This window comes from Micromonospora sp. DT4 (assembly GCF_049841675.1).
Taxonomy (GTDB): Bacteria; Actinomycetota; Actinomycetes; order Mycobacteriales; family Micromonosporaceae; genus Micromonospora.
Genome location: NZ_JBNCKT010000110.1, coordinates 1 through 17494, shown reverse-complemented (window position 1 = coordinate 17494; position 17494 = coordinate 1). Strand labels below are relative to the sequence as shown.

Below are 17494 nucleotides of genomic sequence, written 5' to 3'. Positions count from 1 at the left end.
CCCTCGACGTCCTCAAACAGCTGTTCACCACCGGGCCGTGGTTGCCTCAAACGGCTACCTCAAGCTGAATACGTACCATCAGAGTAGCCTACTTCTATTGGGTGCAGAGCGCGAAGCCAACGTATCGGCGGACGCAATAGACGGAGTCCGTGTAGGTGTGCAGTGGTGTATTCGACTCAGCATGAGGGGAAACCTGGTGGCGACCGTAGCCGTAGGCATCAGGGGCTTGGCGGCGCAGCGCAGCGCCGAGGCCAGCCGGGTCAGGCGGTTATCAACGTCGGGCCAGTGTTCACCGGCGCGACCAGTGTGGTCGGGCAACGCGGTGGCGTGACAATACGCGAGGTGCCCGACGGTCGCGCGTAGCGCCCCGCCGGCGGCAAGGTCGACATCCTGCCGGTTGTCGCACCACGACCAGTCGCTCTGATGGCGCAACAGTTTCTGCGCGCAGGGATCGCGCAGCACTTCCTCGCCGTGGTCACCGTTTGGAGGATGGGTGGCCGCCTCGACCACTTCGGCGGCGAACAGCAACGCTTCGGCATATCTTGTCGGCGCGGACGACACATCCACCTGCGTCACCTCCCCCTTGCAGTGACACGATGCCACAACCATGTGACCCGCCACGTCCGCTGCGGGTGGCGTTCCCGTCCAGCGGAGGGAAGGCGGCCCTACTGTCCCTACGTGATGGAACTACGCCTGGACTCCGCGTTCGTGGTCTTCGACGCCCAGGACTCCGGGTGCGTCTCCTACGGCGTTGAGGTGTCCGGACGCCGCTGGTTCGTCAAGACAGCCACCACCGCGCCCAGCCGCCGTTCCCTGCTGCGGGCCGCCCGGTTCCACGCCGCGGTCCGGCACCCGGCGATCGTGCGCCCCGAGCACGTCCTCGACGGGCCGACGCTGGTCTACCCGTGGCATGACGGCAGCGTGCTGAACCACGCCACCGTTCACGGTTCGGACCGCAGCGCACTGCACCGGTTCCAGCAACTACCCCTGCGCGACGTCGAAACGGCCATCGCCACGATCCTCGACGCGCACCTGGCCGTCACCGCCGCCGGCTACGTCGCGGTCGACCTCTACGACGGCTGCTTCCTCTACGACTTCCACGCCCGCCAGCTAGGCCTGATCGACCTCGACGAGTACCGTCCCGGCCCGTTCACCCTCGACACCGACCGCCTCCCCGGATCCCGCCGCTACATGGCACCCGAAGAATTCGTCCGCGGTGCCGTCATCGACCAGCGCACCACCGTCTACACCCTCGGCCGCACCATCCACCACCTCCTCGACTCCCCACCCGGCTGGCGCGGTTCCCACCACCAACAACAGGTAGCCGTACGCGCCACCACCACGACACCAGCCGACCGATACCCCAACGTGGCAATACTCGCCGCCGCTTGGCGCACCACCCTGCCGAACCAATAACCCAGAGTGCGCACATGATCTTCGATGATGTGCGCGGTGTGTGCTCTCCAGCGGATGCCAACCCGGGTGAACCGGTGCCAACGCGGGTCACCGCGGCCGACGGCCGGTCGCAAACGGGGGTTTGTGTGCTCCGGGTGTGGTCCTGGGCTGCGACAACGGCGGTCCGGGGAACGTGGGTGAACGTGGGCCACTCCCTGCCACCCCAGGTGAACCCCCAGGTCGCTAGACTAGGCCCTCGCGCCCCCGTAGCTCAGGGGATAGAGCATCGGTTTCCTAAGACGACGCTCTATCTGTACCCATGGGCTCGCTACCTGCGGGTTCCTATTCTGTCTTCAGGTTAGCGGGTCGCACACACGCATTGCTGTGCTCGCTTGCCGAAGATCGGCAGAGCAGGCCTAAGTCCTGCTCAAGCCATGCTTCGGTTGGTCCGCCGGTGTGCTTGCCGAGATCCGGCGGAGCTGTCGCGCTGCGTCAGTCTGCGGTGCCGCAAGAGCTTGAGCCAGCAGCGTGGCGCATTTGGCTGGCGCTACGCCGACGGTGCCCGCGAGGAGCACCTGACGCGATTCGGGTTGCCGACCGGTGGCACCTTTTGAAGAACCTCAGCGACGCGCGAGAAGGTCGTCCGGGGGCATCGCCGGTGCCACGAACCGCGCGCGACCGACGCCTGTGACCGCAGTCCGGGTGCCATCGGCCCGGCGCATCACCGCCTGGATCCTGCGTCCCAGCCACAAGCTCACCGACGTGCCGAAGCCATCCAGTGGGAACCCGACGAGCGCCGAGTGTCGGTCGGGGATCAGCGTGGCTGCGGCGAGGCCGCAGGCCGCAGGCCGTGGCACTCGAGGTCAGGGCGGCCCCTGCCTGCCGATTACCATGTGGGAGACACAGTGGCGGTGGCAACCGTGCGCCCGGTGCCGTCGTGTGCGGTAACCGTCGGCGGTCGGCCCGCTGGGCGCCGTCTCGGCCATGTCCGCGGGAGTGTCCGTTGTTCTCGTCGAAGACCAGCTCGTTCAGATCTCGAGGTCCGGGGACGCGCTTCGAGCGGACGGCCGGAACCCGACCAAGCGGCGCCGGCAGCCCCGCTTGCTGTCAGACACGGTGACCGAGGTCGAATCCGGCGACCCACTTAATGAATGCTTGGCGGATGTGCGCGCGAACGTACGTCTGGAAGCGCGTCCCGGGTACAACGCCGAACTCGAACGGCAGGCGCCCTGCATGGCTGAGGCACTTGTTCGCATGTGGGGAGAACGCATTGGTAACGAACAGGCTTGCCATCGACGGCGGGAAGCTGTTCCGCACGCCGACGTACTTCAATGCTTCATCGCGAGGGACGCCAAGTGGATAGTACTTTCCCTCGACCGTCAGGACACAGCCGGACGGCTTCGGCAGTTGCTGCCTGTCGCGGCTGCTGCGGGCTGCCTTCGTGTCGATGAGCAGCACATCAGATTCGGCGTCGAAGTTCTTCCACTGGACCTTCACCCGCAGATGAACCTCGATCGGGCGAGCGGCGCCGAAGCGCAGCACCGCGTGCGTGAACGGTCGCCGCCGGGCGTGGATGACGCCTGGGGCGCCCCGGAACACGAGTTCTTGCACTTCCTTCTCGTTGCAGTCCTCGTAGGTCACCATCCCGCCGCACTCGGCCGCCGTGGCGATTACCTGCGCGAACAGGTAGGCCTCGTAGATCCGATCTGCCTCGTCAGCCCGTGTGAACGGTGTGGTTACACCCTGCATCGCGTCCGCGAGTTCGGTCAGCAGGGCACCGACGGGATCAGTCATTCCGCCACCGCCTGCCGCAGGGCGACCAGCGCGTCGATGACCCGCTGCCGGTTCTGCACACTGTCGGCCGATTCGGGCTGCCAGAGGATGGCGGCCTCTTCGGTGTCCTCGTCGGGAGCCGTAACGATCTGCTCGGGAATCGCTACCCTGCCCTGGAAGCCGTCGGTAAGCAGGCGCAGGGTCTCCGCTCGGATGCCTGGCAGATCCCGGTAGACCACGAGCATCGCATCGAGCAGAAGCAAGACCCGTTCCTCATCCGTATACGGCCGCTGCACGACTTGCGGCTCGATCCGGGGGCGGTCGTCCGGCCGCATGCCGAACACGGACGTGCCGCGCCGTCGGTTGTGGTTGCTACTGCCCTCGGTCACCGACTCGGCGAAACCCTCGGCGACTGCGGCATCCACCGCCTGCACCACCCAGGTCAGCTCGCGGCCGGCGCACAACTGCCGAAGCGTCTGATCTATCCGGGCCAACTCGGACGCCTCCATCAGAGGCCCTTCTCCACATCTTCCACGCAGCGCTGCCGCGCTTCACGCTGCACCGGATGACGTCCGCGGCTATTCGTGCGGCTCCGCCTGTACCAAAACGCCACTTCCAGCAAACCACCATAGTGGACACGGTTGCGCCCACCGGCGTGGTGTGCGGTTTGTATGTGATGGGCGTTTTATGTAGATAGGACACGGCCGCCGCGTCGATGCCTCAAACGACTAAGACCCTGGTAAATAAGGGTTTCAGGCCGTCGGGGGTGCCGTGGAGATCGACTGCGCTGGTGGTGCCGGCGTGGTGGCGTGACATGAGGAAGGGCCTCCGGTACGAGCAAAGGCGACTAAACCAGCACGACCGAAGGCCCAGCCCTGTCTGTATACCTTGTCGCCGGTGTCGCCGCATCCACCACCCCGGCCACCCTCGACGCTCACCTGCCTACCGCCCGGCCACGGCACTACCCGTCGGACACCACGGACGCCGAATGGGCGATCCTGGCACCACACGTCCCGGCCGGGACCGGGCGTGGCCGGCCGATCATCTACCCCCGCCGCGACGTCGTGGACGCGATCCGCTACCTCGACCGCACCGGCTGCCAGTGGGACGCGCTACCGGCCGACTTCCCGCACCACAAGCTGGTCTACCACTACTTCAAGACCTGGACCGCGGACGGAACCCTTCACCGCATGCACAACAGCCTGCGTGAACAGGTCCGCGTCCAGGTCGAGGACCGCGACCGTCAGCCGACGGCCGCGCTGGTCGACTCCCAGTCGGTACGCGGCGCGGAGACCGTCGGGCGGCCCAGCCGCGGCTACGACGCCGGGAAGAAGGTCAACGGCCGCAAACGGCACATCGCCGTCGAGACCTGCGGCCTGCTCCTCGCGATCCTGATCACCGGCGCCGACGTGCAGGACCGCGACGGCGCCCGCCCCCTGCTCCAGGCGCTACACGCCTGCTTCCCCGGCATCCGCCTCGTCTGGGCCGACAGCGGCTACGCCGGCAAGCTCGTCCACTGGGCCACCACCCACCTCGCCCTGACCGTGCGGATCGTCGCCAAACTCGCCGGGCAGACCACCTTCGTGGTCCTACACCGCAGGTGGGCGGTCGAACGTACCTTCTCGTGGATCAACCGGTGCCGACGCACGGTCCGCGACTACGAACGGCTACCCGAGCACCACGCCGCAATGGCCCAGTGGGCCATGATCATCATCATGACCCGCCGCCTCGCCCGACACCAACACACCTGAAACCCTTATTTACCAGGGTCTAAGCTTGTCGTTTAACCTACCGGCCCGGTGAGCTGCGGGTTTGACTCTGAATCAGTTTGTGCACTGTGGACAGCAAGCGGCCTTGGCGTGATCATGGATGTTGCTGAAGACATCAACGATCGACACCAAGGCCGTGAGGATGAGTGTGCTGGATGACGCTGCCCGCGTCGAGGCTTTAGCGGTGCTGTCCACGTTCCGGACCGAGTTCTACCGCTGTCTGACCGCGCGGGCTGACGCACTGTTCGAGGTGACTGACGCGCTGCTGTGCACGGACGGGCCGGTCAGGTCGCTGGTCGATCTGGTGCTGGCGCCCGAGCACCGCCGTGGCCACGGCGGCATGTACGACGGGTTGAACTGCGGACGCGTCGACGTCGCTCGGCTACGGCGCAGCATGGCGGGCCTGCCGGTGCCGCGGGCCGCCGACGGGCGGATCGTTCTCGCGGTCGACGTCAGCCCGTGGCTGCGCTCCGACGCCCAGACCAGTCCGGATCGGCTGTTCTGCCACGTCTACGGCCGCGCAAAGAGCCAGTCGCAGCTGATCCCGGGCTGGCCGTACTCATTCGTCGCGGCCCTCGAAGCCGGACCGACCTCGTGGACGGCGATCCTCGACGCGGTGCGACTCGGACCGGCCGACGACGCGGCCGCTGTCACCGCCGACCAGCTACGCGCCGTCGTGCAACGCCTCATCGCTGCCGGTCACCACGCACCGGGCGATCGGCGGATCCTGATCGTGTGCGACGCCGGCTACGACATCCCCCGCCTGGCGTTCCTCCTCGCCGACCTGCCCGTGGACCTGCTCGGACGGCTGCGCTCGGACCGGGTCATGGCACTGCCCGCACCTCCACGCCGACCAGGCACGACGGGCCGCCCACCCAAACACGGCCCCGAACTGGCCCTCGCCGACCCCGACACCTGGCCGGCGCCGCAGACCGTCACCACCACACAGACCGCCCGCTACGGCACCGCCACCGCGACCGCCTGGGACCGGGTCCACCCACGGCTGACCCGCCGCACCTGCTGGCTCGACCACGAAGGCGACCTGCCGATCATCGAAGGCACCCTGATCCAACTGCAGGTCGACCACCTGCCCGGCGACCGCCACCCGAAACCACTCCGGCTGTGGACCTCCATCACCACGGCCACCGCCGCGGACGTGGACCGCAGCTGGCAGTCCTACCTGCGCAGATTCGACCTGGAACACACCTTCCGGCTACTCAAACAGACGCTGGGCTGGACCCGACCCAAGATCCGCACACCCGACGCGGCCGACCGGTGGACCTGGCTGGTCATCGCCTGCCACACCCAGCTACGCCTCGCCCGCGGCCTCGCCCAGGACCTCCGCCGACCCTGGGAACGACCCACCGACCCGGACCGGCTCACCCCGGCCCGGGTCCGCCGCGGATTCCGCCACATCCACCCGAAGACCACCCACCCCGCCAGCGCACCAAAACCCAGCAAGGCCGGCCCCGGACGCCCCCGAGGATCGAAGAACCGACAGCCCGCACCCAGCTACGACGTCGGGAAGACCGTGAAACGCGCCCTCACCATCGCCGAACGACGAGATCAGACGGGTTAAACGACAAGCTAAGGCCACGTATCCTCGCGCACCGCCTCAAGGAACCGCGCCAGGTTGTCCAGATCCCACACCGCCACCCGCAGGCGCACGCCGGTCTCGCGCCACACCGCTTCGTCCTCGTCATCCCAGACCACATCGTGCGGGCATGCCCCGTTCGGTAGCCGCAGATTCCGGGCGGGGTTGTGGCCGACGATGCCCTGCCGTCTCGCCTCCGACAACGCGCTGCGCAGCACCGGCCGGATACGGCTCACACTGCCCGGCGAGATCAGCCGACCGCCGCGTACGACCTGGCGGCAGAGCACTACTAATGCTCGTTGCAGGTGGTCGAGTCGCCGAGGAAGGCCGTCAGCGGCAGGGAGAGGAAGCAACTCGTACAAAGTCGGTTGGCCACGGGACGCTGGCCGCCGGGCAGGCAGTGGCAGGCCTCGCACTGCGGGCAGAACGGTTCGCCGCACGTTTCGCAGGGTTTCTTCCACGACTTGAAATCTCCGCCGCAGTCCGCGCAGTGCCCGTCGTGGCCGAGCGGGCCGGTGTCCAGAGGCGCGACCAGGGTGGGCCAGTCCGGTGAGTCGGTGACCCACACGGCGACTGTGTAATCGTCGGCCGCCTGGGCGTCGAGGTACATCTGCGGGCCGGCGACACCGCTGCGAAAAGTCGGTCGGTCGACGCCGCGGGCGGTACCGCCGCGCACCGCGGGTTGCAGCCGGGTGGCCGGCTGGACACTGCCGCGGGCGATAGGCAGTACGTCACCGTGGCGGGCGGCGAACTGGCTGCGGCTGTTCGGCTCGAGCAGCATGACGTAGCCCGGTGCGGGTAGGCGGTGTGCGGCGGCGACGCAGCACGCCTCCCGCGATGCTGTCGTGCTCTGCCACAGGCGGATCACCGACGCCGCGGTGACACCGTCAGCGAAGATCCGGCTGACGATGTCGGTGGGCAGTAGGACCGCTGCCGCGAACGCGTCCACCAGGTCTTCCTCGAACGGTCCTTCTTCGCCGTCAGGGAGCTCCCACAAGGCGGCAGCGACCGCGGTCACGCGAGGACACAGGTGATGGCCGAACTCGTGTAGCAGGGAGAAGTTGCGGCGGCCCTCCGACGTGTCACGAACCGCCGAGATCCGTGGCGGTGCTTCTGTCCCGCTGTAGAGTGCCGCGACGGAGCAGCCGCTGCTGAGTGCGGCGGGCTCGACCCAGTCCAGAACAATGCCGTCGACGGTCACGATCACTGCGGCCGGCTCGGCGGCCAACTTGCAGGCGTCCACGCCGATGCTGGTCAGGTGCGCCAGCATTGCCGGCACTAGTTCACCGATCAGGGCTTGTTTGGTGAGTGTCATGGCTGGTCCGAGAGGGAGTCGCCGAGCGCGGTGAGGCGCTGCCGGAGATACACCGAGACCTTCGCCGCCCAGTCGGTGTGTCCGGCACCGCTGTCGGACGTCGTCGCCGTGCGGACGGTCCGCGCAGCCTGTGGGGCCACCGTCTCGGCCATTTCCCAGCGTTGTTCGTCCTCGGAGCTGTGTTTCCCTGCAAGCAAGCGTAGGGACGCGCGGTGTGTGGGTCGGCTGACCTCGGTGATCAATGCGTCATCGAACGGTGGATTCGCGTCCATAACGGTGCGGCTATCGGTATCGAGCAGCTGTGCCAGCTGCGCTGCTTCGCGCTGGGTGACGCGTCCGCCTTTCTTGATCCGCAGGAAGACGCTCATGTCGAGGCCGGAGCGTGCTGTGAGCTGGGCTGGCGGCAGGTCCAAGCTCTTGACCTGTTGCAGCAGGGGCACCACGTCCCCGACCGGGTCACCGGGCACGCACGCGGCGGCGCTGGCGAGCTGGGTGAAGCCGGCAGCGACGGCGTTGCGCAGCTCACGCCGGTCCAGGTCTGCCTCGTCAACTGGGGTGCCGTAGGTCAGATGGGTGGGGCCGACGGCGCCGCGGCGCCATGCCCGCCACACGTCCCGGATGGTGTCGGGTGGGGGAATTTGGGCGGCGGTTTTCGCCTCGTCGAGCATCGGACGGCTCGCCGGTGTGATCTCGCGATCGAACACGAACAGCGGGACCGTGCTTTCCAGGCTGAAACAGACCGCGAACTCGGTGCCCAGCACACTGGCTGTCGCGGGCAGGATCAGGCTGAACTCGTCGGCGGTGCTCACATCGGTGGTGACCGGAGCGACAGTCACCCACCAGCGATCGACGTCAACGACCAGCGCTAGTTCGGTGACGTCCTGCCACCGCAGCCGCCACAACTGGCCCACCATGACGTCCTCCCGAGCGCCGGTGTCGACGGTCAGGGCGTGCACCTCGGGGGACAGCCGGGTGACCGATGCCAGGACGGATACACCTCCGGTGAGAGCACGCTGCCGTGCCGCACGCAGGAACGCCTCGTCGTCGAGGTCGTCACCATGCTGCGCTGCGGCCTGTTGTCGCTGCTGGCACCAGCCGCATTCGGCCAGGTGCTTGCGGTCGCCCTGCGACGGTGTCCCGAGATCTCCGTCAAGCAGGTGCTCTCCGGCGATTGCCACCGGAGGATTCAGGTCGGCCTCGGCGAAGACGTGCCACACCGGGCCGTGGTCGTGCGACGAAACGCCGGTCATCGCCGTACACCAGCCGGGCTGGCGACGGTCCGCCGCAGTCGTGAGCAAAGGGGCTGATGGGTCACCATGCGTCTACCCTCCCGCAGGTCATCTCCCGCACTCTCATGCCTTCTCCATCTGACCTGTGTACGTAGTTGAAACGGCGCACCGTCGTGGTTTGTCCGGCCGCGGCCGGCGCTTCTTTGCGCCATAGTGATGTGCGCCCGATTTCGCCGAGATGCTAATGCTCGTCGTACGGACGCGGGGTGGCCAGCGACTGCGCCAGGCTCAGCATGTCCTCGCGACGCGGTTCGGCGCCGAGTATCTGACCGGCGATCTCCTTGACCCTGGCGGCGACCTGCGCGGCGACGCTCTTGCCCAGGCCGGTGCGATCGGCGATCTGCCGGACAGGCTGGTCCAGGTAGGCGAGCACTAGCTGCTCGCGCTTGGTGAGCTGGGCGAGCAGCCGATCGGCGCCGGCGCGGATCTCCGCCTCGGCCTGGACCACTTCGATGGTGTCGACGCCGGGCAACCAGGGGTCGATGTCGTCGACCGGAGTCACCACCGGGGTCGGCCCGACGGCGAACCGGGCGGCGACCACGTCGGCCAGGTCCGCCAGCGCGAGCGACGCTCCTGCAGCCCGCAGCGTCGCCTCACAGACGTTGGCCAGGCTGTCAGCGTCGGCCACCGGCGACTCCCGGCGGGCATCAGGCCGCCACCGCACGATCGTCACGTCGGTCACCTTGTAGGCCGCGGTGACTAGGTCGGTCATCCGACCGTTCCAGACTCCGGGTGTGGTCCCGTCGGCCAGTTCGATGTTGCGGCCGGCGCCGGGTTGCCCATCGGGAACGGACCGGAACCGGGGATCGCCGTCTAGGACCTCGCGCAGGCGTCGGATCAGCCGGCCCTTGGTCGTGGCCCGGGCCCGATCCCGCAGGAAGTTGCGGACGACCTGCTCCAGCAGGCGGCGGAAGCTCGTGTCGTCGTACGCCTTCACCGCGAGTTCGACCAGACGTTGTGGGCCCTTCGCGTCGGCGAACACTTCGTGCGCGGTCTCCTCGATCGCGTCCAAGGTCCACTGGTGGTAACCGGTCGGCGGCGGGAAGTTGCCGGCCCGGGCGACCGCGCGGACGCACCGGTACAGCTCGGCGGTCGCCTCGGTGCCGAAGACGCCGTCGCGCTGCAACTCCTCCCATGCGCTCATGAAAACTCCTGGTAGGCGGCGATGATGCGGTCGAGAAGATCCCCGGTCATGATCACGTGTGGTTTGGTGTCCTCGTCGTCGTACGCGCCGAAGTCGACCCGGTGGACACGTCGGGGCTGCCACCAGCCTTGGCGGTCGCAGAGCAGCTCCGGATCTTTGTCGTGCCAGATGTCCTTGGGGTGCGCGACCATGGTGTCGCTGGTCCGGGTCACAACCAGGCATGCGCGGTCCGCGGGCAGAACCCGTACGACGACCGTCGGTCTGCGGGCGTGCGGGTCGCGCACGTTGTAGTAGTCGCGGGGTAGCACCGCGACCAGGCCTACAGGTGGTCGCCACAACCTCTGGCCGGGCCACGTCATCGTGGGCTGCTCCTACCTACCGCTCGGCTCAGACCGGCGAACGGCGACGTACAGCATACGGACCGTCCGACGAAGTCCCGCCGACACGCCGAGGTGAACGGCCGGCCCCCGCCGCCACGTCGGACGCGAGCCCTGCGGCCGGGCCACCGAGCCGTCGTCGGCACGAATGTGATCACCAACACATCAGCGACAGCGTTCGTGACCGGACAGCCGGGGACGATTCGCCGTCAGGCATCGGTGGAAGCAGGGCACCGGGTCCACCGGCGCCTGGACATACCCGAAATACCAAGGAGGACAGGATGCCCGACATCGGCATCGCAGACCAGGACCAGCAGGTCCGGCGCCGCTACACGATCATCGTCAACACCCGGCAGAAGACCATCGACGACCGCGAACTCACCTTCGCCCAGGTCGTCGACCTCGCATTCCCGGGCGCGCATGACACCGAGGTGGTCTTCACGGTCACCTACCACCGCGCGGTGGCACCGCAGCGCGACGGCAACCTCAGCGAGGGCGGCACGGTCACCATCAAGGACGGAACCGCTTTCGATGTCACCCGCACTCGTCGCTCGTAGCGCCGACCTGCGCCAGTTGCGTGACGAGGGCTACGAGGTGACCGTCGAGCACGGTCACCTCGTGGTTTCCCACGTCCCGTACCTGAACGCGCAGCGAGAGGTGAAGCTCGGCATCCTGGTGTCCAAGCTCAGCCTCGCCGGCGACACCACGATCACACCGGAGACCCACGTGGTCCACTTCGCAGGCGAGCAGCCCTGCGACGCGAACGGCCAGCCGCTCAACAAGGTGATCCACAGCCCGGTCCAGGAGCAGATCATCCCAGGGCTGACGGTGAACTACATGTTCTCCAACAAGCCCGACGCCGGCTATCCGAACTACTACGCGAAGATCACCACCTATGTGGCTCTCCTGGGCACGCACGCGGCCGCAGTGGACCCGTCGGTGACCGCTCGGACGTTCCAGGTCGTGGAGACCGACGCGTCGGAGTCGGTCTTCCGCTACCTCGACACGGCCAGCAGCCGCGCCGGGATCGCAGCCATCAACGCGAAGCTAGCCATGCCCCGGGTCGCTGTCGTCGGGCTCGGCGGCAGCGGCTCCTACGTGCTGGACCTGATCGCCAAGGTGCCAGTCCGGGAGATTCACCTGTTCGACGGTGACGATCTGCTGCAGCACAATGCTTTCCGGGCCCCCGGCGCGCCCTCGCTCGAGCAGCTGCGGCAGCGGCCCAAGAAGGTAGACCACTACGCCGAGATGTACGGCGCGATGCGCCGGGGCATCGTCGCCCACCCCTACTTCCTCGACGAGACCAACGCCAACGAGTTGCAGTGCATGTCGTTCGTGTTCCTCTGCATGGACCAGGGCGAATCCAAGCGGCACCTGATCAAAGCGATGGAGGCGGCCGGGATCGCGTTCGTCGACGTCGGCATGGGCCTCTACACCGTCGATGACATGATCGCCGGGCACCTGCGGACCACCACGAGCACCCCGCAGAAGCGGGACCACATCTGGGACCAGCGGCGAATCCCGTTCGAGGACGGCGGCGACGACGACTACGGCACCAACATCCAGATCGCCGAGCTCAACGCCTTGAATGCCGCCTACGCGGTGATCAGGTGGAAGAAGTGGCGTGGGTTCTACGCCGACCTTGAGCAGGAGCACCACAGCGTCTACACGATCACCACTAACTGCCTGGTGGGTGATGACCAGACATGACCCGGCAAACCATCATCGAGCACCGCTTCGTCGATTCGGCCCCCGACGTCCTCGACGACGGCGTGCTCTACGTCTCGATCCGCTACGCCACCGCCCTGCACCTGTGCCCGTGCGGCTGCGGCAGCGAGGTCGTCACCCCGATCAGCAGGAAGGGGTGGAGCCTCACTTTCGACGGGGTGTCGGTAACGCTGCACCCTTCGGTAGGAAACTGGAACTATCCCTGCCGATCGCACTACTGGATTCGGCTCAACAGGATCGAGTGGGCCAAGGACCGTTCCCACGATGGCCCCGACCGGCATCAGGGCTCGGCCAGCGCCGCTGGGCCGACGGCTCCAGGTCGGCAACATCAGCATCTCGGGAGTGCTGTGGTAAACAAGGTCCGTCGACTGGCGGGCACGGTGCGGGTGTGGCTGAGGCGGCACGCCCGCAGATGAAGCCTGGCAGGTGGGCGCCGACGTCCAGCCCGCCTGCTCGGCCAGGCTGGTCTGATGACGGGCCGTTGCCGATCAACCGCCCGGGGCGGGTCAACCACGCTTGAGGATCCCCCGATGACGCGGAGAGCGCACAGTACGGGCATCTGCTGGCGTGGGCCACAAAAACGTCAGGGGCAGGGTGTCTACTGGAGCCGCTTCTTGCGCGAGTGGAGCAGCGGTCGGATCTTTGCTGTGAGGAGCGGCTCTAATGGACGTTCATGTTCAGGCGTCAATGCCGGCTACCATCCCGGACGGGTTCGGACCCCGGATGACGACTACCTGGCGGTGATGATGTTGTCCGCTGGACTGGCCGGCATCGTTCAGCGGAGGAGACAGGCGGCGGGCGGGTCGGCGAAGGAGGCGGGGTTGTTGCCGGCCCCGTGGCGGGTGGGATTGTCGCGTCTGTGGTGGCGTTTCGCCGACCAGGGTCTGCAGCCGCTCGACAGTGACCTCGCCCTGTTGGAGCTCTGTGCGCAGCCGCTGGCGTGCCCGGGGTGGCGATGACCGTCTCACCTTTTCTCCAACCGGCGCCAACCAGGGTGCACCGGTGCCAGCGAGGCCATCCCGGCACCGTGTGAGAGCCGCCAGTGAGGAGTACGAGGTTGAGGACGATAACGGTAGCTTCTGGTGCAAACCGCTTCGGATCCCAACCCAGTGGAAGATGGAGCCATGATGCGCCGTAACCCAGCCGCCAAGGTTGCCACAGCGGGGGTGACCCGTACCAAGCAGGCCGTAGAGGACGAGCTGGGTTGGCTGTTTCGCGACCAGCCGACCGAGGATTACGGCATCGACGCGCAGGCCGAGGTGGTGGACGGCGAAAACGTGCGCGGACGGCTACTTGCCTTGCAGATCAAGAGCGGCATGAGTTGGTTTAAGGAAGCCGGACCAGAGGGCTGGTGGTTCCGGCCGGACGCCGAGCATGTGGCCTACTGGCTCAACCACTCACTGCCGGTACTTGTCGTGCTGTACCACCCGGAGACAGGGCGCTGCCACTGGCAGTTCGTCAACCGGCAGACGCTCCAAGAGACATCCACCGCTAGCTGGAAGCTTCTGGTGCCGGAAGCTCAGGTGCTGGACGCGAGCGCCCGAAAGACCCTGCGGGAGGCCGCCGAGGGCGATCCATACGAGCTGCGTATCCGCGAGCTGCAGCTGGCAAAGCCCTGGATGGAGTTGCTGGCTGGCGGTAAGCGGCTGGTGGTGGACATGGAGGAGTGGGTCAACAAGAGCTCGGGAAGAGGAGACATCTCTCTCGGTATAGACAACGAGGACGGCGAGGAACCCGAGAAGTTGGCCAGTTGGGGTGTGTTTCTTGGTCTCGCCAGCTACGCCGAGGTAGTGCCGAAGTTGTTCGCGTGGGCTGACGCCCACGTGCATCAGGAGACGTACGACGGGACGGAGTATGACCAGTACAGGGCGGATTGCTGTATCTGGAGCGACGAGCACGAGGTCTTTGCGGCGGTGCCATTCGAGGAGTGGAACCGAGACCTGGATGCAGAACGTATCCGGCCGTACCGCAACGGTGGTGGGGAGGTCGACTTCTACCGACTTGAGTTAACGCTCAATGAGCTGGGCAAGGCGTTCTTGGTCGTGGACAGGTTCGCCACTAAGGGCGAAAGGTTGCTTACGGGGAGTTAGGTGAGCAAGTAGTGCCTTGTTGGACTGTTGCAGTGGGTCGCTTATGGCGCGGTTCAGGGACATGCTTGGTCCGATAGCATCGGCTTCGTTGCAAGACCGCAGTTGGCGCGACGCTAATCGACATTGCCCTCGCGGGTGGGCTGCCGTGTCGGTGGATTGCCGGCGGCGAGGCCTACGGCGGTGATCCGCACCTGGCGGCGGCCCTGCGCAGCAGATACGACCGGGGCTGCGTCCGCGTCACCTGAAGCTCAAGACCTGGAAGATCCTGGTCAAGGTGGGCTGCTGCCTACGCCAAGCCATCGCCATCATCCGAGCCATCCTCGTGCTGAACCGGGTCGAAACGAACCGCCGGCCCAGGATGAAAATAGCTCCTTGTCCGTGCGGAGCCCCACGTCCCACCAGAATCCGCCCGTCAGGCTCAGTTTTCAGCCGGGCTCGCCAGTTCGGTCCGTTCGTCGGACGGGGATGCCACTTACAGCCGTGTTCCGCGCCATCGAGTACGCCGTGCCCCTTACTGTCGGGTGGTGCAGCGATGGGATTCGCTCAGTGAGCGGCAGCTCGACCTGCTTCGCCGGATCCACGGCGGCGATGACCTCAGCGGCCCGGACGGCGTCGAGTACCGCCGGTCGGCGCGTGCGCTCCAGGACCGGAACTTGGTGACGGTGACACGCAAGGCAGGGGTGTGGAGGGCGTGCTCGACCGACGCGGGTCGCTTCTACCTTGAGCATGGCCACCATCCCGACCATCCCGACCAACGGGCTTCCCTCCCGCGGTCCGAGACGCCGGCACCTGGCGGCATCGCCGGCGGCGCTTCGTCGGAGGACCTGCTGCGATCGGCTCGCGAACTGCTCGACCGCCTGCAGCGCGAGGGCGGCATGGTTCGTATCGAGAGTCCCGACAGTGGAACGCGGGCCCGGTACCGCCGGATCATTCACGCGTTCAAGCAGCAGGGACTTGTGCCATCGGGGCACCATCTGCGCCACACTGGCCGCGACGCCGGGGACATCGTCATCCGCCTCTGCACCGATGCCGGTCCGGACGAGACTGACTGGAACCGGATCCGGCTCAACACCCGACGTGTCACCACCGACCCGCATCTAGCGTTCAGCGCTCTCGACGCCGATCCGAGCAGCCTCGCCGTCAGCCCGGGCTTGCTGCCCCGGGCGTTGCTGCTGATCCGGCAGCTCGCCGGCGAGGCAGGCCGGCGTGGGCACCGGCTCGGGGTCAACACCAAGGCGAAACACCCGCGGGTGTTCCTCCAGGCCGGGCAGGTTCGACGCACGGTCACCCTGACCGAGGAACGCGACCAGGTCCCGCACGAACCCACCGCCGAGGAGCTGAAGGTGCTGCGCCTGCGGCCGTGGATGAAACCCGCGGAGTTCGACGTCGTCGACTCCGGCAGGCTCCGCTTGGAGATCGCCCGGGCCGGACACGACAACCGGGACACCTGGACCGACACCCCACGCGTGCGTCTGGAACAGCGCGTCGCGCAGATCATCCAAGGGTTCGAGGCTGGCGTCACCGCCGACGAACAGCAACGGCGGGCAGCCGAAGTCGCGCGGGAGAAGGTTGCGGCCGAGCACCGGCGGCGGCAGGAGGAAGCCGCGGCCGAGCGCAGACGGCAGGAGGAGGCCACCCTCGCGCAATGGCACGCCGCGATGGCCGACGCCCGTGTCCGGGCCGCGGACAACATCCGCGCGGAAGCCTTCCGCAACGCCTACCAGGCGTGGACCACCGCAGCTGACATCCGCGCGTTCTGCACCGCCCTTGAACAAGCGGCCGAGGGGCGGACCGGCGCCGGCGGGTACCTCGCCAGCTGGGTCGCGTGGGGCAGGGCCACCGCCGACCGGATCGACCCCATCCGCAATCCCCGCGTGCTGGCTGACATCGACTACAACCCCGAACCCGGACCCGACGACCTGGGCCCGTTCCTCGGTGACTGGAGCCCCCACGGACCACGCAAGGAGCACCGCCCTGATCACGACCGGCAGACCCACGCCGGCATCCGCCGACAGGCCGAATCGTGGCACCACGGGCTGCTCGACCGCGGCGCCTGAAGTGTGTCCACCTCAACCGTCACCACACTTCGGCCGGATGCGCACGAGCTGCGCCGGGACCTGCCGCCATCGCGGCGCGAACCGCCAGCACGACCCGGTACCACGCAACAAGCGACGCTTACCCGAAGGACGGCTGGATGAGAATCGACCCCTCCCGCTTCACCCTCGGCGACGAATGGGCGTACCGGCAGTCGGACCACGCACCGTCCGAACGCGTCCGCATCCTGGCCGTCGAGCCGAAGAAGACCAGCGCCCGCCTCGAGATCAGATTCCTCGACGACCCCGACGAACGGGTGGAGAAGGTCCCCGGGTCGCGGCTGCGGGTGCCGTGGAGCGAGGTCGGGACCTTCGACGCGCTGATGGCGAACTGGCAACGCATCGACGATCTGAGCCTCGATCACACAGAGGAAGCCTGCGTCGAGGAGATCTTCGGCCTCTTGATCAGCGATGACGTAGCCGAACTGCTCTGGTCCCCGGTGTCATGCGCCACCGACATCCGCGACAGGGCCCGGCTATGCGAGATCATCGACGGCCCGGTCGAGGACATCCTCGCCTCGGCTGAATGGTTCGACCACGACGGCCGGACCATCCTGTCACCGGCCGGCACCCTCCGACTGGTCGAGGCCGCGTGCCGTGCCCGTCCGACTGAGGTCCTCGACCTCGTGATCGAGCAGGAAGCCCAGTCCCGCCACAAATGCAAGTTCGGCGATGACTACCGCGTCGGCCGCGACAACCGGTCCACGACACCGGAATGGGAGTACGACTGGTACCGCCGCCACGACCGGCCCCGCCACGAACTACTACGCCAGTGGTGCGGCCACCGGGCAGTCACCCACCACGAACGGTTCCTCGCCGCGGAAGCCGAAACCCACCGCCTCGACATCCTGATATTGACCCGTAACCCAAATGGTTTGTGATCGTTTGGGGTGTATGGGCGTTACGGTGCGGGACGCGCGTCGGCTT

The 17494-nt window shown here is 67.3% G+C and carries 17 protein-coding genes; 9 read left to right on the top strand and 8 right to left on the bottom strand.

Features of this window, described 5'->3' with window-relative positions:
- Positions 1 to 78: 78 nt before the first annotated feature.
- The gene (locus tag ACLQ24_RS23945; protein WP_425893954.1) at positions 79 to 576 is read right to left on the bottom strand and encodes a hypothetical protein; all 498 of its coding nucleotides are present in this window, start codon (positions 574 to 576) and stop codon (positions 79 to 81) included.
- Between the two features lie 105 nt (positions 577 to 681).
- On the opposite strand from ACLQ24_RS23945, the gene ACLQ24_RS23940 reads away from it, so the two are divergent.
- A complete protein-coding gene (locus ACLQ24_RS23940; protein ID WP_425893956.1) occupies positions 682 to 1416 on the top strand; it encodes a serine/threonine protein kinase in 735 nt (244 codons plus the stop codon).
- Between the two features lie 1086 nt (positions 1417 to 2502).
- Here the strand turns inward: ACLQ24_RS23940 and ACLQ24_RS23935 are convergent.
- The gene (locus ACLQ24_RS23935; protein WP_425893953.1) at positions 2503 to 3189 is read right to left on the bottom strand and encodes a hypothetical protein; all 687 of its coding nucleotides are present in this window, start codon (positions 3187 to 3189) and stop codon (positions 2503 to 2505) included.
- Positions 3186 to 3677 carry a hypothetical protein gene (locus tag ACLQ24_RS23930; RefSeq protein WP_425893952.1) on the bottom strand — a complete coding sequence of 164 codons (492 nt, stop codon included), beginning with the start codon at positions 3675 to 3677 and terminating at the stop codon, positions 3186 to 3188. The genes ACLQ24_RS23935 and ACLQ24_RS23930 overlap by 4 nt, the downstream gene beginning before the upstream one ends.
- A gap of 366 nt (positions 3678 to 4043) precedes the next feature.
- Between ACLQ24_RS23930 and ACLQ24_RS23925 the strand changes: the two genes are divergently transcribed.
- Together ACLQ24_RS23925 and ACLQ24_RS23920 are read left to right on the top strand one after the other, a co-directional pair.
- Complete coding sequence (locus ACLQ24_RS23925) at positions 4044 to 4919, top strand: IS5 family transposase (protein ID WP_425893955.1); 876 nt, start codon at positions 4044 to 4046, stop codon at positions 4917 to 4919.
- 160 nt (positions 4920 to 5079) lie between these two features.
- Positions 5080 to 6516 (top strand): NF041680 family putative transposase, encoded by a 1437-nt coding sequence (locus ACLQ24_RS23920; protein ID WP_425893951.1) that lies wholly within the window; start codon positions 5080 to 5082, stop codon positions 6514 to 6516.
- A gap of 8 nt (positions 6517 to 6524) precedes the next feature.
- Here the strand turns inward: ACLQ24_RS23920 and ACLQ24_RS23915 are convergent, their stop codons facing one another.
- The 5 genes from ACLQ24_RS23915 to ACLQ24_RS23895 form a co-directional block, all read right to left on the bottom strand.
- Entirely contained in the window at positions 6525 to 6818 is a 294-nt protein-coding gene (locus ACLQ24_RS23915) for a hypothetical protein (protein WP_425893950.1), read from the bottom strand.
- Between the two features lie 2 nt (positions 6819 to 6820).
- Complete coding sequence (locus ACLQ24_RS23910; protein WP_425893949.1) at positions 6821 to 7846, bottom strand: ImmA/IrrE family metallo-endopeptidase; 1026 nt, start codon at positions 7844 to 7846, stop codon at positions 6821 to 6823.
- Positions 7843 to 9063: a hypothetical protein gene (locus tag ACLQ24_RS23905; RefSeq protein WP_425893948.1), complete on the bottom strand. Its 1221-nt coding sequence runs from the start codon at positions 9061 to 9063 to the stop codon at positions 7843 to 7845. Before ACLQ24_RS23905 ends, ACLQ24_RS23910 begins: the two co-directional genes overlap by 4 nt.
- A gap of 253 nt (positions 9064 to 9316) precedes the next feature.
- On the bottom strand, positions 9317 to 10279 hold the full coding sequence (locus ACLQ24_RS23900; protein ID WP_393028648.1) for a hypothetical protein: 963 nt from the start codon (positions 10277 to 10279) through the stop codon (positions 9317 to 9319).
- A complete protein-coding gene (locus tag ACLQ24_RS23895) occupies positions 10276 to 10638 on the bottom strand; it encodes a hypothetical protein (protein WP_425893947.1) in 363 nt (120 codons plus the stop codon). Before ACLQ24_RS23895 ends, ACLQ24_RS23900 begins: the two co-directional genes overlap by 4 nt.
- Before the next feature lie 299 nt (positions 10639 to 10937).
- On the opposite strand from ACLQ24_RS23895, the gene ACLQ24_RS23890 reads away from it, so the two are divergent.
- From ACLQ24_RS23890 to ACLQ24_RS23865, 6 genes are all read left to right on the top strand, one after another.
- The gene (locus ACLQ24_RS23890) at positions 10938 to 11213 is read left to right on the top strand and encodes a multiubiquitin domain-containing protein (RefSeq protein WP_422750514.1); all 276 of its coding nucleotides are present in this window, start codon (positions 10938 to 10940) and stop codon (positions 11211 to 11213) included.
- Entirely contained in the window at positions 11188 to 12366 is a 1179-nt protein-coding gene (locus tag ACLQ24_RS23885) for a ThiF family adenylyltransferase (protein ID WP_425893945.1), read from the top strand. Before ACLQ24_RS23890 ends, ACLQ24_RS23885 begins: the two co-directional genes overlap by 26 nt.
- A complete protein-coding gene (locus ACLQ24_RS23880) occupies positions 12363 to 12800 on the top strand; it encodes a DUF6527 family protein (RefSeq protein ID WP_393028656.1) in 438 nt (145 codons plus the stop codon). The genes ACLQ24_RS23885 and ACLQ24_RS23880 overlap by 4 nt, the downstream gene beginning before the upstream one ends.
- 750 nt (positions 12801 to 13550) lie before the next feature.
- On the top strand, positions 13551 to 14474 hold the full coding sequence (locus ACLQ24_RS23875) for a DUF4365 domain-containing protein (RefSeq protein ID WP_425893944.1): 924 nt from the start codon (positions 13551 to 13553) through the stop codon (positions 14472 to 14474).
- A gap of 524 nt (positions 14475 to 14998) precedes the next feature.
- Positions 14999 to 16531 carry a hypothetical protein gene (locus ACLQ24_RS23870; RefSeq protein WP_425893943.1) on the top strand — a complete coding sequence of 511 codons (1533 nt, stop codon included), beginning with the start codon at positions 14999 to 15001 and terminating at the stop codon, positions 16529 to 16531.
- Positions 16532 to 16668: 137 nt separating this feature from the next.
- Positions 16669 to 17448 (top strand): hypothetical protein, encoded by a 780-nt coding sequence (locus tag ACLQ24_RS23865; protein ID WP_425893942.1) that lies wholly within the window; start codon positions 16669 to 16671, stop codon positions 17446 to 17448.
- Positions 17449 to 17494 lie beyond the last annotated feature (46 nt).

Bases quoted from the DNA above. Each gene is read 5' to 3' on its own strand.
- ACLQ24_RS23940 (WP_425893956.1), top strand. From the start codon at position 682: ATGGAACTACGCCTGGACTCCGCGTTCGTGGTCTTCGACGCCCAGGAC.
- ACLQ24_RS23935 (WP_425893953.1), bottom strand. From the start codon at position 3,189: ATGACTGATCCCGTCGGTGCCCTGCTGACCGAACTCGCGGACGCGATG.
- ACLQ24_RS23930 (WP_425893952.1), bottom strand. From the start codon at position 3,677: ATGGAGGCGTCCGAGTTGGCCCGGATAGATCAGACGCTTCGGCAGTTG.
- ACLQ24_RS23920 (WP_425893951.1), top strand. From the start codon at position 5,080: ATGAGTGTGCTGGATGACGCTGCCCGCGTCGAGGCTTTAGCGGTGCTG.
- ACLQ24_RS23910 (WP_425893949.1), bottom strand. From the start codon at position 7,846: ATGACACTCACCAAACAAGCCCTGATCGGTGAACTAGTGCCGGCAATG.
- ACLQ24_RS23900 (WP_393028648.1), bottom strand. From the start codon at position 10,279: ATGAGCGCATGGGAGGAGTTGCAGCGCGACGGCGTCTTCGGCACCGAG.
- ACLQ24_RS23895 (WP_425893947.1), bottom strand. From the start codon at position 10,638: ATGACGTGGCCCGGCCAGAGGTTGTGGCGACCACCTGTAGGCCTGGTC.
- ACLQ24_RS23890 (WP_422750514.1), top strand. From the start codon at position 10,938: ATGCCCGACATCGGCATCGCAGACCAGGACCAGCAGGTCCGGCGCCGC.
- ACLQ24_RS23885 (WP_425893945.1), top strand. From the start codon at position 11,188: ATGTCACCCGCACTCGTCGCTCGTAGCGCCGACCTGCGCCAGTTGCGT.
- ACLQ24_RS23880 (WP_393028656.1), top strand. From the start codon at position 12,363: ATGACCCGGCAAACCATCATCGAGCACCGCTTCGTCGATTCGGCCCCC.
- ACLQ24_RS23865 (WP_425893942.1), top strand. From the start codon at position 16,669: ATGAGAATCGACCCCTCCCGCTTCACCCTCGGCGACGAATGGGCGTAC.